We start from the raw sequence: 13,391 nt of genomic DNA on the forward strand, positions 1-13,391 counted from the left end.
CAGTATGTCGAGAAGAAAGAAAGCAGTTAAAAATTTATATGTATCCATATTGTGTTATAGTGTGAACATTGTAATGGCTTTCGGGCTAAGAACAATATTTATTAAAGTTTTATCGGTTGATTATTTGGGAATCAATGGGTTATTTACTAATATTTTATCTTTTCTATCTCTAGCTGAGTTAGGTATTGGAACTGCTATAGTTTATTCTCTTTACGCTCCTTTAGCTGATAATGATGTAGAGTTAGTTAAAACGTACATGCTAATTTATAAGAAAGTATATAACGTTATAGGATGTCTAGTATTTATTTTAGGTATGTGTTTATTACCTGCTCTACCATATTTTATTGCAGGAGAAACATCTATTGAAAGTCTTAATTTGATTTATTTATTATTTATTTTCAATAGTGCAAGTTCTTATTTCTTCAGTTATAACCAAAGTCTTTTAACAGCCGATCAGAAAATTTATATGGTAAAATTTTATTCGGAAATATTTAAGGTGTGTATGATGATTGCACAAGCAGTTCTTTTGATTGTTACTAGGGACTATATTTTTTACTTAATAGCTAGCATTATATTCACATTATTGACAAATATTTTTCTTTATTATAAAACACTGAGAGTTTATCCGTTTTTAAAGGATAAATCATCCGTTTCATGTTTGGATGATGAGAAAAAAAACAAACTAATCACAAATGTAAAAGCACTTTTTTTACATAAAATTGGGTCGCTCCTGGTAGTTGGTGTTGACAACATTGTGATATCCGCCTTTATAGGATTATCAGCAGTTGGAATATACTCAAATTACACACTAATTATTGCTAATATATCTGCAGTTATAACGCTTATAGAAGGTTCCATTAGGGCAGGAATAGGAAACTATGTGACGAAAGAAAACGATAAGAAGTGCTATGATTTTTTCATGTTTAATGACTTTATTTGGTATGTGATTTATTTGTTTTGCGCAATTTGTTTGGTTAATCTTTTGAATCCTTTTATAGGAACTATATGGTTAAATGATACAAGTTATTTATTTGATATGTCAATCGTAATAGTAATCGTGTTAGACTTCTTTATTAAGGGGATGAGAAAAAATACATTATTGTTTAAAGAAGTTTATGGAATATATGACCAAGATAAATTTAAACCTCTTTTTGAAGGAGGATTAAATTTAATCCTTTCCGTTATATTAGTCCAAAGAATGGGCATAGTAGGAGTTTTGGTGGCAACTATAATTACTAATGTTATGATAAACTTTCTAGTTGAACCGTATATGGTTTTTAAGTATGGACTTAAGCGTGATGTAAAGTCATATTATGTACATCTTATTTTGAAAGTTTTTACATCGTTAATAATTATAATGGTATCAATGTGTGTTGTATCTTTAATAGAAAGTAATACGGTTTTAGCATTTGTTTTAAGGGGTGTCACAGCAATTATTGTATTCAGTGTAGGCGTCACACTTTTTAACTTTAAAAATATATATTATAAAAAAATATTATCAACGCTGAAAAATAATGTTAAAGGAAAATTGTTCAGGCGTTATAAATGATAATAGAATTTTATGAAAATTCAGCTTTACGTTATTGTAGAGTTTGCCGATATCGGCGCTTTAAAATCTAGCGGGGTTTAGCGTAAAAAAGCTTTAAAAATAGAGCGGGGATAATTTTCCCCGTTCTATTTTTAAAGCCAATGCGAACATAAATTACAGTTTTTTTATTTTTTCGATTTTTTGTAGGGTCCCCTTGGTGATCCTACTCTTTTTATTGGCTCTGTGTCAAGACTGGGGGACAAGTGATTATTAAGTAATCACTTGTCCTTTTTCTTTTTCTATAAATTGGGGTGCTTTTAAAGCTGATGCAAACATAAATTACAGTTTTTTATTTTTTAGATTTTTTGTAGGGTCCCCTTGGTGATTCTACTCTTTTTATTTTGGCAGAATGTTCACTTATAAGTAAGTGTGAAATTATGTAGATAACAACATAATTTCACAATCACCCTTAATTCTTCATAATCATAATAAGACATTATCATAAGTTAATCAGTGCTACATTTTTATTGTGCCTTTTTCATTGAAAATCACAGTCAAAATGATATACTAGTAGTAGTTTTAAAAATAAGTATATTAATTAAAGAAAAGGGGAATAATATGGAAGATGATATTTTTATAGATTTGTCTGTTGTGTTTAAGACAATGTTAAAGAAAAGCTGGATTATTGCTATTGCAACAATACTAGGGGCAACTGCTATGTTTGGGTATAGTAGCTTTGTTAAAACACCATTGTATGAGGCAGATGTAAAGTTATATGTAAACAATAGTACCTTTTCATTAGGTAGTACATCATATAGTATTACTAGTGGTGAGTTATCTGCTGCACAGAGTCTGATAGAGACATATATTGTTATATTAGAAACAAGAACTGTAATTAATGAGATCATTGATGAAGGAAATTATGACTACACATATGAGGAAATGCTTTCAATGATTAGTGCAGCATCAGTAAATAGCACAGAGGTCTTTAGTGTTACTGTTACGAATGAATCTGCATCAGAAGCTGCAGATATTGCTAATACAATAGGAACAGTACTACCTGACTGTATTAGTGATGTAGTAGATGGTAGTGATGTACGTATTGTAGATTATGCAGTAGAAGCAGTAAATCAAGTATATCCTGTAGTACTTACGGATACAATAAAAGGTGCAATGATTGGATTTGTTCTAGTAAGTGGTATTATTTTATTACAAATATTGTTTGATAGTGTAATTCGTAGTCAAGACTATATTAGTCAAACATATGATTATCCTATTCTAGCATCTATTCCTGAAGGTGAAACTAAAGGTGGATATTATGGTGGTATAAAAACCGGAAAAAAAGGAGGCCTGTAAATGAGTAAAGTAAGTACATTAAATGATGCGAATCTAATTTATCCAAATTTACCTTTCGCTGCTACAGAAGCTTATAAAATGCTTCGTACAAATATTGTTTATTCCTTTACAGATGAAATTAGTTGTCCTGTAATAGGAATTACTAGTTCTCTAAAAGGAGAAGGGAAAAGTACAACGGCTATTAATATAGCCTATACACTAGCTGTTACAAACAAGAAAGTATTATTTATTGAATGTGATATGCGTTTACCAAGTGCTGGTAAACACTTACACATTCAATCAGAAGATGGTCTTTCTTCTATTTTAACAGGTGTTCAAAAGAATATAGCTAGTGTAATCATTAAAGATAAAAGTTTTCCTAATTTAAATTTCATGTTAAGTGGTCCTATACCACCAAACCCATCTGAAATACTAGATTCAAATAGTATGAAAAAAGTTCTAGAATTACTAAAAAAAGAATATGATTACATTGTATTGGACTTACCACCAATAACACTAGTATCTGATCCAATAGTTGTTTCTAAATATACAGATGGTATGATTATTGTAACTCGTCAAGACTATAGTGAGAAAAAAGCATTACATCAATCTATATCACAATTGAAATATGTAAATGCTAGAATTCTAGGTTTTGTATATAGAGGACAAAAGAATAGTGGATTTGGATATGGTAATAAGTATAGTGGTAAATATGAATATAAATAGGATGATGAAATGATAGATTTTCATAGTCATATATTACCAGGAATAGATGATGGTAGTGATAGTATAGAAACAACAATACAAATGCTAAAAGAATCTAAGAAGCAAGGTGTAGAATACATGATTGCAACACCACATTATTATCCTATGAATATTTCATTACAAGACTTTATAAGTAATAGAAAAAAAGCAAAAGATAAAGTAGATGCTATTATGGATGACTCTATGCCTAAACTCCTTTTAGGAGCAGAAGTATATTATTATTATGGAATCAGTAGTTTAGGCACAGATATTCATTCTTTGTGTGTAGAAGGAACAAATGTATTATTGTTAGAATTACCAATGTGTTCTTTTACTCAAGAACACATTTCTGAAGTAATTAAACTTCAAAATCAATGTGGTTTGACAGTGGTTTTAGCTCATATTGAAAGATATATAGGATTTAGTGGAAATAAAGATGTATTTATGTATCTAAAAGAACAAGGTATCTTATTTCAAGTAAATGCTACTTTCTTTATGAATCATAAAACAAGAAGATATGCATTATCTTTATTAAAACAAGGTTATATAGATGCATTAGGTAGCGACTGTCATAATATGACAAGTCGCAATCCTAATCTTCTATTAGCGATGAATTATTTAGAGAAAAAAGGTTGTTTAAAGCAAGTGTTATCAATTTTTAATGAAAATAGTTTAATTCTTAACATTTCAGGAAAATAATTCATTTTTTAAGGTAATATCTATTGATTTTTAAAAATTATGTAGTAAACTGAAGAAAGTATTAGAAATTCAAGGAGGAGATGTAAAAATGAAAAAAATTGTAAGTTCTTTAATCGTATGTGCTATGTTAGCTGTATCGGTTTGTTCAGTAAATGCAACAGTAGTATCTAGTGTGGAAGCAAAGGCTGCACCAACTATTTCAACTGTAACTACTTCAACAGGAGCAGTTATTGACGTTGCTGATATTGAAATTACTGCTTTAGCAGATTTAAGTACATTAGATGCAGATGATCAAGTAGCTTTAGATGCAGCTTATGAAGAAATTAAGGATGCGTCATCACTAGTAACTTTAGTTCCTGCTTTAGCAGATGTATTAGAAGATGGTGAAAGTGCAGATGATTTAGCTGTACGTGATTTATTTTATTTAGATGTACCAACAGAAGTATATGATGTATTAGATGCTGGTGGAACTGTTACACTTTCATTTGCAGTAACTGCAGATGCTGGAGAAACATTCTATGTAATGGCTAATTGTGATGGTGAATGGGTTCCTGTATCAAGCGAAGATGTAACTTTAAGTGCTGATGGTTCAACTTTAACTGTTACTTTCAGTGAGTTATGCCCAATTGCTTTTGTAAGTAATACAGTTGCAGCTGATGATTCATCAAGTGATTCAGTTGATACTGGAGACAATACTAACGTAGCTATGTATGGTATTATTGCAGCTGGTTGTGCAGCAGTAGCGGTAGCTTTAGTAGTAACTCGTAAAAAAGAAGTTGAATAATTTCAACTTTTAAAGATTTGAAAAAAACAAGTATAAGTATATATAAAATAGTAGTCGCTATATTGGCATGCGTTTCTGTGGTGTCTGGCTACTATTTTTTTACTAATTTTAATCAAACAGAAGAAGCCATTGATAATGGAAATCCGTTTGATACAACAACTGCACTAGAATATAATGGACAAACATATGATGAAAAATCAAATTTAGAATTAGTCTTATTTATGGGTATTGATGAGTTTGGTGCTCAAGTATCCAGTGAATCTTATAACAATTCTGCTCAAACTGATTTTGTTTCATTAATCATATTTGATCATACTAATAAAACCTTTGAAGTGCTTTACTTAAGCAGAGATACAATACTTGAAATGGATGTTCTTGGAATAAGTGGAACAATAACAGGAACATATACAGGACAATTAGCTTTAGCTCATACATATGGAGATGGATTAGAAGAAAGCTGTGAGAATACAGTTACAGCAGTATCTAGACTCCTTAATGATATTTCTATTGATTATTATATTTCTGTTACAATGAGTGCGATACCAATACTAAATGATGCTTATGGTGGTATAGAAGTAACGATTAATGAAGATTTAACATCAGTAGATTCTACTTTAATAGAAGGAGAAACAATTCTATTAGATGGAGATCAAGCACTAAATTACTTAAGAGCTAGAATGACTGTTGGAGATGGTACAAATGCTGCACGTATGGAAAGACAACAAATATATTTAGATAACTTATATACTAAAATGATGGAAACAGATGTAAGCTTAGTAAACTTAGTAATAAATGATCTTTCTGATTATTTATTAACTGATGCAACTATTAATGAACTTACTAGTATGAATACAAATATTCAAGAATATGAATTCTTAGGAAGTAATTATATAGAAGGAGAAACAGTTTTAGGTGAAGAATATTATGAAGTATATTTAGATGAAGATTCTTTATTAGAAACCATATTTAATCTATTTTACAATCCAAATTACTAATAAAAGTAGCGACATGTAAATGTCGCTTTTCTATTATAAAACTATTTCACTATCTTTTTAAAATAAATATACACTTATTGTTGTATATTTGGTACTATAGAAGAAAGGAGTGATAAAGATGGACAAAAAAGAAATAGTAATTGTTACAGGTATGTCAGGAGCTGGGAAAACTAGTGCAATGGCTTGCTTTGAAAACTTAGCGTATCGTTGTATTGATAATTATCCAGTAGACTTATTAGAAGAGTTTGGAGAATTAGTAAAAAGTGATGCTAAGTATCATAAAATAGCTTTAGCAGTTAGTTTAGGAGACTCTATTAAAGCAATACGATTATTATCTAATATGGATTGGATTAGTCTTACTGTAGTATTTCTTGATTGCGATGATGAAATCATTGTAAAGAGATATAGAGAAACAAGAAGATCACATCCATTACTAATATCAAATAAAGCTGCTTCTTTAGTAGAAGGTATTTCTTTTGAAAGAAAACTAGCAGAACCTATCTCTAATTTAGCTAATTTTACAATGGATACTTCAAAACTAAAATTCGTAAAATTCCAAGAACTTATAGAAGGATACTTCTCTAAAGGAATTATTGCACCTTTCCGTATCAGTTTTGAATCCTTTGGATTCAAATATGGTGTTCCTAAAGATGCAGATCTATTACTAGATGTACGTTTCTTACCAAATCCTTTCTATTTAGAAGAACTAAGAGAAAAAACAGGAAATGATAAAGAAGTATATGACTATGTTATGGAAAAAGAAGAAACAAGTTTATTTGTTAAAAAAACAACAGAATACTTAGATTACTTAATCAAAGAATATGAAAAAGAAGGGAAGATGCATTTAATCATTGGAATTGGATGTACTGGTGGACAACATCGTTCAGTTACACTAACAAACTACTTTGCTAGTGTTTATGCAAAACAATATCAAGTACATTGTCTCCATAGAGATGCACATCACTAATTATGAAAGTATCCTTTTCAAGAACAGTAAAAGAAGAAGTCGTTTTCAACGACTTCAATGAATGTTGTTCCAAAGCAATGCTATGTGCCATTATTAAAATAAACGGTACACTAGCCTTAAGCAACCAAGGCTTAGCACTAACCATTCGTACAGAAAATGCTAAAATAGCTTCTAAAATACATAAAATGTTAAAAGAAACCTATGCTCCAACCATAGAATTCTTAGTATCACGTAAAATGAAACTAAAAAAGAACAACGTCTATGTTGTAAAAGTATCAAAAGCAAGAGAAATACTAGATGACCTATCACTAATGTCTGGTTTTGGTTTTCAAGATGTACCAGACAAAAAGATGATTCGAAAAGAATGCTGTAAAAGAGCTTATCTAGCAGGAGCCTTCTTATCTAGTGGAAGTGTAAATCCACCAGACACATCTAACTATCACCTAGAAATATCACTAAGCCAACAAGAACATGCAACCTTCATACAAGACCTCATGAATCGTTTCGACTTGAATGCAAAATGCATTCAAAGAAGAAACAAATACATAGTCTACCTAAAATCATCAGAAAAAATAGGTGACTTTATGAGAGCCATAGGTGCTAGCCAATCCGTTATGCACTTTGAAACAACAAGAATAGATCGTAACATGTCTAACACAGTAAACCGTTGGAATAACTGTGATATCGCAAACGAAATGAAATCTATCACTACTGCTAACAAACACATAGAAGACATTCATGTAATAGAAATGTTTCTAGGAATTGATATGTTAGATGATAAAACAAAAAAAGTAGCGAAAGTTCGTTTAAAATATCCCGAAGTAAGTTTAAAAGAACTTGCTAATTATTATTTAGAAGAAACAGGAGAAACCATTAGTAAATCAGGATTGCATCATCGACTAAAGAAAATACATGATGAAGCAGAAAGATTACGTGTAATGGAGACAAACTAATATGGAAACAATTGAACGTAGATTTGGTCACAAAGTAAAACAACTAAGACTATCACAAAAAATATCTCAAGAAGAACTAGCGTTTCGTTCAGGACTATCTAAAAACTACATCTCTGATGTAGAAAGAGGAACTAGAAATGTATCGCTAAGAGCGATACATAAACTAGCTTATGGTCTGCAAGTAACAGAAAATGATTTGTTCATGTTTAATTCATAATTACATCATATAGTAATAAAAGACGAGGAGTGGGTAAAATGGCATTTTTATATTATATATTATTCTTTATGTTCATATACATAATCTTTACTTTCTTTTTCCATCTTCTTTTAAATCCATACTTTTGGATTATTATAGGAGTATTCGTAATATACTCTGGTTTTAAAAGAAAATCAATGGAAAAACAAACACAAGAATATTATCAAAACTTTGAAAAAGAAACACAACAAAAGAAACAATCTTATCAATCATCAAACACTCATGGAGATGTAATCGATGTAGATTATACGATTGTAGAAGAAACGGAAGACTAGTCTTTCGTTTTTTGCTAAATTATAATATACTCAAAGTATAGAAAGAAGGGGTAGCGTGAAGATTATTGTAACAGGTGGAGCAGGATTTATAGGAAGTAACTTTGTATTATATATGCTAGATAAATATCCAACATATCAAGTCATCGTAGTAGATTCCCTAACTTATGCAGGAAACATAAAAAACTTAGAATCAGTTAGGAATAACCCTAACTTTCATTTTATACATGCATCCATTACAAATAAACAATTAATAGATAAAGTATTTGTTGATTATAAACCAGATATCATTGTAAACTTTGCAGCAGAGTCACATGTTGATCGTTCTATCGAAGATGCAACTACTTTCTTAGAAACAAATGTAATAGGAACAAATATATTACTAGATGCATGTCTAAAATATGGTATCTCTAGATACCATCAAATATCAACAGATGAAGTATATGGTGATTTGTCATTCGATAAACCTAATATATTATTCAATGAAACAACACCATTAAACCCTAGTAGTCCTTACTCTGTATCCAAAGCATCCGCAGATATGCTTGTACAAGCATATCATCGTACACATAAACTACCAGTAACAATAAGTAGATCTTCTAATAACTATGGTCCCTATCAGTTCCCTGAAAAACTAATACCTCTAATGATAACCAATGCCTTATTAAATAAACCATTACCAATCTATGGTAATGGTGAAAATAGAAGAGATTGGATATATGTAGTAGATCACTGTAAAGCAATAGACAAGATATTACATCAAGGAATAGTAGGACAAACCTATAACATTGGTGGAAACCAAGAGCTTACTAACAAAGATGTTGTACTAAATATATGTAATCTACTAAATAAAGAACAATCATCTATCATCTATGTAGAAGATCGTAAAGGACACGATTTACGTTATGCAATTGATAATACAAAAATAAATCAATCACTAAATTGGTATCCAGAAACAAGTTTCAATGAAGGTTTAAAGAAAACAGTAAGTTGGTATTTAGAAAACAAAGAATGGTGGCAAGATATTTTATCTAAAACAAAATAGGCTAGATTCTAGCCTATTTTCATTATCATTTTTATTATATTTATGATAAAATGTAGACTTAAAGGGGTGGTATAATGATTTGTACATATTGTGGATATGATAATAATGATACACATAAATATTGTAGTATGTGTGGTGCAAAACTAGAAACAGTAGAAAAACCAGTAAGTGGTTATATACCTATAGAAAGAAACTATGAAACAATCATAGAAGAACCTATCTATGAAGAAACTAAAAAAGGTAGAAACTACTTTTTTAGTCCTATTATATGGATAGTATCCATTCTATTTCTAGTAATATGTGTTGGATTAGAACTAACCATTAGCTCTTATACCATAACGCCTACTATCACCTATGATAGTAGTTACTATGATATCCAAGCATCTTTGCAAGGAGATGGTATGATATGTCAAGGAGAGAATAGTTTATATTTAGCGATGGAAGGATATATCTATGAATATAGTTATGCTATGGAAGAAGTACAAGTAATAGCTTATGAATATGGAGAAAACTTACATGTAGTAGATAACTATTTATATTTTGTAGATTCTAATAATGATTGTCAAAAGATAAACCTAGATACATTAGAAAAAGAACTAGTCTTAGAAAATGTTTACTATGTATCGATTCAAGATAATATTATTACTTATCAACATGATAGTGATAATGAATCGATACATCAATATAATATCGATACACAAGAAGATAGTAAACTAAATGATGAAGTATCCTATATGTTAACAGTAGTAGATAATGATATCTATTATGTAGATACTAGTAATAACTTATGGTTATTAAATGATACAAAAAAATTAATTACAACAGAAGTAACTGATTTTGTAGTATATGAAGATGAACTATATATCATGATACCTACTGGTATCATGATATATACGGTAGATAAAGAATTAGAAAGTGAAGTAGTAACTACTTATCCATTAGATATTACTTTTATTGATGGAAGATTATATTTTAGTGATATTTATGGGATGTTATATGGACAATTAGATGATGATACTTATGAAGTAATAGAACAATCTGGTGTTACAGATTTAGAAGGTATAGGAAACATATTGTTCTATTATAATATGAGTGAAGGTAGTTATTATGTATATGACATTAATGGAACAAAACAAGTTATGTATGATGGAATGTTACATAGTGATTATAAAGAAGATGAAGAAATAGAATGGGAAGGCGTGGAAGAATTCTAATGAAAGTATATGAAATAATAGAAGCTACTAATGGAGTATTACTATCAGGTGATAGTAATACACCTATTTATGGTTTTTGCCAAGATACAAGGAAACTACAGCCTGGAGATATGTATATAGCATTAATAGGTGAAAATAGTGATGGACATGATTATATCCAACAAGCGATGGATGCTGGTGCTATTGCAGTACTAACAAGTAAGAAAGTAGACTATCCTAATAGTATCGTCATACAAGTAGAAGATACTCTTCTAGGATTACAAGATATGGCACGATATGTTCGCACACATCGTGAAATGAAAGTTATCGGTATTACAGGTAGTGTAGGTAAAACTAGTACCAAAGATATGGTATATAGTGTTATGAAACAAAAGTATAAAACATTAAAAACACTAGGGAATTATAATAATGAAATAGGGTTACCTTTGACTATATTACGTCATTCTAATGAAGAAGTAGTGATTCTAGAAATGGGAATGAATCATTTAAGAGAAATGGCACATCTATCTTCTATAGCTACTCCTGATATTGCAATCATTACCAATGTAGGCACTGCCCACATTGGTGAAGTAGGAAGTAGAGAAAATATTCTAAAAGCGAAACTAGAAATACTAGAATATATGGAAGATAACACAAATGTTATCTTAAATGTAGATAACGATATGTTATCTACAGTACAATTAGATAATCATCCGATTATTTCAGTATCATTAGAAAAAGAAGGATTAGATCCTATCTATTATGAAACAAGTAGTGACTTTCAATATCATAACCAAACAATACATGTACCAGTAGCAGGAAAACATTTTATTACGAATGCCTTGTTAGCACTAGCTTTAGGAGAATTATTAGATATTCCTTTTGATCTATGTAAAAAAGGTATTGAAGAATTTAAACTAACTAAAAATAGAATGGATATACATCCATTAGATAATGATATTCAACTAATAGATGGTACTTATAACGCTAGTGAAGAATCAATGAAATCATCATTAGACGTACTAAAAAACTATCAAACAAGAAGAATAGCAGTACTAGGAGATATGTTAGAACTAGGAGACTATTCTAAAGAATTACACTTATCGGTAGGTAAACACGCTAGTGCTTGTTGTGATGTCTTATTTTGCATAGGAACAGAAGCTACCTACATTGCACAAGGTGCAATGCAGGAGGGTATGAAGGATGTATTTTGTGTAGCTACAAATGTAGAACTCTATAACTTACTAAAAGAATACTTAGAACCAAAAGATATTTGTTTATTAAAAGCATCAAATGGAATGAAATTAAAAGAAATAGTAATAAAATTAATGGAGGGTTAATATGAAAAAATTATTAATAATATGTGGAGGACAATCAAGTGAACATATTGTTTCTAGAATGTCTACAACATCATTGCTAAGTGTCATTGATCATTCAAAATATCAAGTAACTGTAATAGGCATTACTGAAGAAGGCTCATGGTATCAATTAGATAGTAAGATACAAGATATAACAAAAGAAACATGGTTAGATAATGCTACGAAAGTAATCGATGTATTTGGTTTACTAAAAAGCCAAGAAGTAGCTTTCCCTGTATTACATGGTCTATATGGTGAAGATGGTACTATCCAAGGATTATTTGAACTAGCAGGACTTCCTTATGTAGGTTGTCGAGTATTAGCTTCTAGTGTCTCAATGGATAAAATATATACAAAGAAAATACTAGATACAGTGGGTATCCCACAAGTACCTAGTATGTATGTAAAAAGAAGATATGATAATACGTTAGTAGTAGTATCTAACTCTTTTGAAGAATATACAGACATAGAAAACCAAATCGAAAAAGAACTAGGATTCCCTTGCTTTATTAAAGCAAGTAACTCTGGTTCTAGTGTTGGATGTTATCGTGTGAATCAAAAAGAAGAACTTCTTACTAGCTTACAAGCAGCTGCTAAATATGATCGTAAAGTAGTCGTAGAAAAATGTGTAGACTGCATTGAATTAGAAACAGCAGTATTAGGTAATGATGATCCGATTGTATCAAGAGTAGGACAAATTATGCCTCATGGAGAATTCTATACTTTTGAATCTAAATATGAAGATAAAGAAAGTAAAACATGTATACCTGCTAATGTAGATCCATCTATTCAAGATAAAATAAGAGAGTATGCCCTAAAAGTATTTAAAGCAGTAGATGGACATGGTTTAAGTAGAGTAGACTTTTTCTTAGATAAACAAAGTGGAGAAATCTATTTAAATGAAATTAATACGTTACCTGGATTTACAGTTATTTCTATGTATCCACAACTAATACAAGATTTAGGTATTACGTATCAAGAACTAATTGATAAGCTAATAGAATTAGCTTATCAAAGATAAACTAGTATGAATATTATGATGAACGAATGTCTTTAAAAATAAGAACATAGATCTAATTCCATTATAAATCCTTAAAGAGTTGACAATAGTCAACTCTTTATTCTATTGCTTTATAGGAATGCTTTTTTATATTGTTTTGTATAATCTTTAAGGTGTTAAGATTGTATTTTTATGAAAACAATAAATAGTATGTACTATATTTTCGTTAATAAGAAAAAATAGTACAAAACAGTTGACATAT

The 13,391-nt window shown here is 29.9% G+C and carries 14 protein-coding genes; all 14 read left to right on the forward strand.

Features of this window, described 5'->3' with window-relative positions:
* Positions 1–4: 4 nt before the first annotated feature.
* The 14 genes from LRR82_RS10640 to LRR82_RS10705 all read left to right on the forward strand — a co-directional run bounded on the left by LRR82_RS10640 (position 5) and on the right by LRR82_RS10705 (position 13,150).
* On the forward strand, positions 5–1,549 hold the full coding sequence (locus tag LRR82_RS10640; protein ID WP_249029426.1) for a lipopolysaccharide biosynthesis protein: 1,545 nt from the start codon (positions 5–7) through the stop codon (positions 1,547–1,549).
* 597 nt (positions 1,550–2,146) lie between these two features.
* A complete protein-coding gene (locus tag LRR82_RS10645) occupies positions 2,147–2,884 on the forward strand; it encodes a YveK family protein (RefSeq protein ID WP_249029427.1) in 738 nt (245 codons plus the stop codon).
* The gene (locus LRR82_RS10650) at positions 2,885–3,589 is read left to right on the forward strand and encodes a tyrosine-protein kinase family protein (protein ID WP_249029428.1); all 705 of its coding nucleotides are present in this window, start codon (positions 2,885–2,887) and stop codon (positions 3,587–3,589) included.
* Positions 3,590–3,598: 9 nt separating this feature from the next.
* On the forward strand, positions 3,599–4,306 hold the full coding sequence (locus LRR82_RS10655) for a tyrosine-protein phosphatase (RefSeq protein WP_249029429.1): 708 nt from the start codon (positions 3,599–3,601) through the stop codon (positions 4,304–4,306).
* An 88-nt stretch (positions 4,307–4,394) separates the two neighbouring features.
* Complete coding sequence (locus LRR82_RS10660) at positions 4,395–5,090, forward strand: hypothetical protein (RefSeq protein ID WP_249029430.1); 696 nt, start codon at positions 4,395–4,397, stop codon at positions 5,088–5,090.
* Positions 5,091–5,170: 80 nt separating this feature from the next.
* Entirely contained in the window at positions 5,171–6,085 is a 915-nt protein-coding gene (locus LRR82_RS10665) for an LCP family protein (RefSeq protein ID WP_249029431.1), read from the forward strand.
* A 118-nt stretch (positions 6,086–6,203) separates the two neighbouring features.
* Complete coding sequence (rapZ, locus tag LRR82_RS10670; RefSeq protein WP_249029432.1) at positions 6,204–7,052, forward strand: RNase adapter RapZ; 849 nt, start codon at positions 6,204–6,206, stop codon at positions 7,050–7,052.
* Between the two features lie 2 nt (positions 7,053–7,054).
* On the forward strand, positions 7,055–8,005 hold the full coding sequence (gene whiA, locus LRR82_RS10675) for a DNA-binding protein WhiA (RefSeq protein WP_249029433.1): 951 nt from the start codon (positions 7,055–7,057) through the stop codon (positions 8,003–8,005).
* A gap of 1 nt (position 8,006) precedes the next feature.
* Positions 8,007–8,222, forward strand: a complete 216-nt coding sequence (locus tag LRR82_RS10680; protein WP_249029434.1) for a helix-turn-helix domain-containing protein — start codon at positions 8,007–8,009, stop codon at positions 8,220–8,222.
* A 176-nt stretch (positions 8,223–8,398) separates the two neighbouring features.
* Positions 8,399–8,536, forward strand: coding sequence for a hypothetical protein (locus tag LRR82_RS10685; protein ID WP_249029435.1), 138 nt, complete (start codon positions 8,399–8,401; stop codon positions 8,534–8,536).
* Positions 8,537–8,591: 55 nt separating this feature from the next.
* Complete coding sequence (rfbB, locus tag LRR82_RS10690) at positions 8,592–9,578, forward strand: dTDP-glucose 4,6-dehydratase (RefSeq protein ID WP_249029436.1); 987 nt, start codon at positions 8,592–8,594, stop codon at positions 9,576–9,578.
* Positions 9,579–9,652: 74 nt separating this feature from the next.
* On the forward strand, positions 9,653–10,792 hold the full coding sequence (locus tag LRR82_RS10695) for a zinc ribbon domain-containing protein (protein ID WP_249029437.1): 1,140 nt from the start codon (positions 9,653–9,655) through the stop codon (positions 10,790–10,792).
* On the forward strand, positions 10,792–12,111 hold the full coding sequence (locus tag LRR82_RS10700; RefSeq protein WP_249029438.1) for a UDP-N-acetylmuramoyl-tripeptide--D-alanyl-D-alanine ligase: 1,320 nt from the start codon (positions 10,792–10,794) through the stop codon (positions 12,109–12,111). The genes LRR82_RS10695 and LRR82_RS10700 overlap by 1 nt, the downstream gene beginning before the upstream one ends.
* A gap of 1 nt (position 12,112) precedes the next feature.
* The gene (locus LRR82_RS10705) at positions 12,113–13,150 is read left to right on the forward strand and encodes a D-alanine--D-alanine ligase family protein (protein WP_249029439.1); all 1,038 of its coding nucleotides are present in this window, start codon (positions 12,113–12,115) and stop codon (positions 13,148–13,150) included.
* The last annotated feature ends 241 nt before the right edge of the window (positions 13,151–13,391 follow it).

This window comes from Tannockella kyphosi (assembly GCF_021054785.1).
GTDB lineage: Bacteria > Bacillota_I > Bacilli_A > Erysipelotrichales > Coprobacillaceae > Tannockella > Tannockella kyphosi.

Excerpts from the sequence above, each read along its gene's own strand:
- LRR82_RS10645 (WP_249029427.1), top strand. The coding sequence starts at position 2,147 with ATGGAAGATGATATTTTTATAGATTTGTCTGTTGTGTTTAAGACAATG.
- rapZ (WP_249029432.1), top strand. The coding sequence starts at position 6,204 with ATGGACAAAAAAGAAATAGTAATTGTTACAGGTATGTCAGGAGCTGGG.
- LRR82_RS10700 (WP_249029438.1), top strand. The coding sequence starts at position 10,792 with ATGAAAGTATATGAAATAATAGAAGCTACTAATGGAGTATTACTATCA.
- whiA (WP_249029433.1), top strand. The coding sequence starts at position 7,055 with ATGAAAGTATCCTTTTCAAGAACAGTAAAAGAAGAAGTCGTTTTCAAC.
- LRR82_RS10695 (WP_249029437.1), top strand. The coding sequence starts at position 9,653 with ATGATTTGTACATATTGTGGATATGATAATAATGATACACATAAATAT.
- LRR82_RS10650 (WP_249029428.1), top strand. The coding sequence starts at position 2,885 with ATGAGTAAAGTAAGTACATTAAATGATGCGAATCTAATTTATCCAAAT.
- LRR82_RS10640 (WP_249029426.1), top strand. The coding sequence starts at position 5 with ATGTCGAGAAGAAAGAAAGCAGTTAAAAATTTATATGTATCCATATTG.
- LRR82_RS10680 (WP_249029434.1), top strand. The coding sequence starts at position 8,007 with ATGGAAACAATTGAACGTAGATTTGGTCACAAAGTAAAACAACTAAGA.
- LRR82_RS10660 (WP_249029430.1), top strand. The coding sequence starts at position 4,395 with ATGAAAAAAATTGTAAGTTCTTTAATCGTATGTGCTATGTTAGCTGTA.
- LRR82_RS10705 (WP_249029439.1), top strand. The coding sequence starts at position 12,113 with ATGAAAAAATTATTAATAATATGTGGAGGACAATCAAGTGAACATATT.
- LRR82_RS10685 (WP_249029435.1), top strand. The coding sequence starts at position 8,399 with ATGGAAAAACAAACACAAGAATATTATCAAAACTTTGAAAAAGAAACA.
- LRR82_RS10655 (WP_249029429.1), top strand. The coding sequence starts at position 3,599 with ATGATAGATTTTCATAGTCATATATTACCAGGAATAGATGATGGTAGT.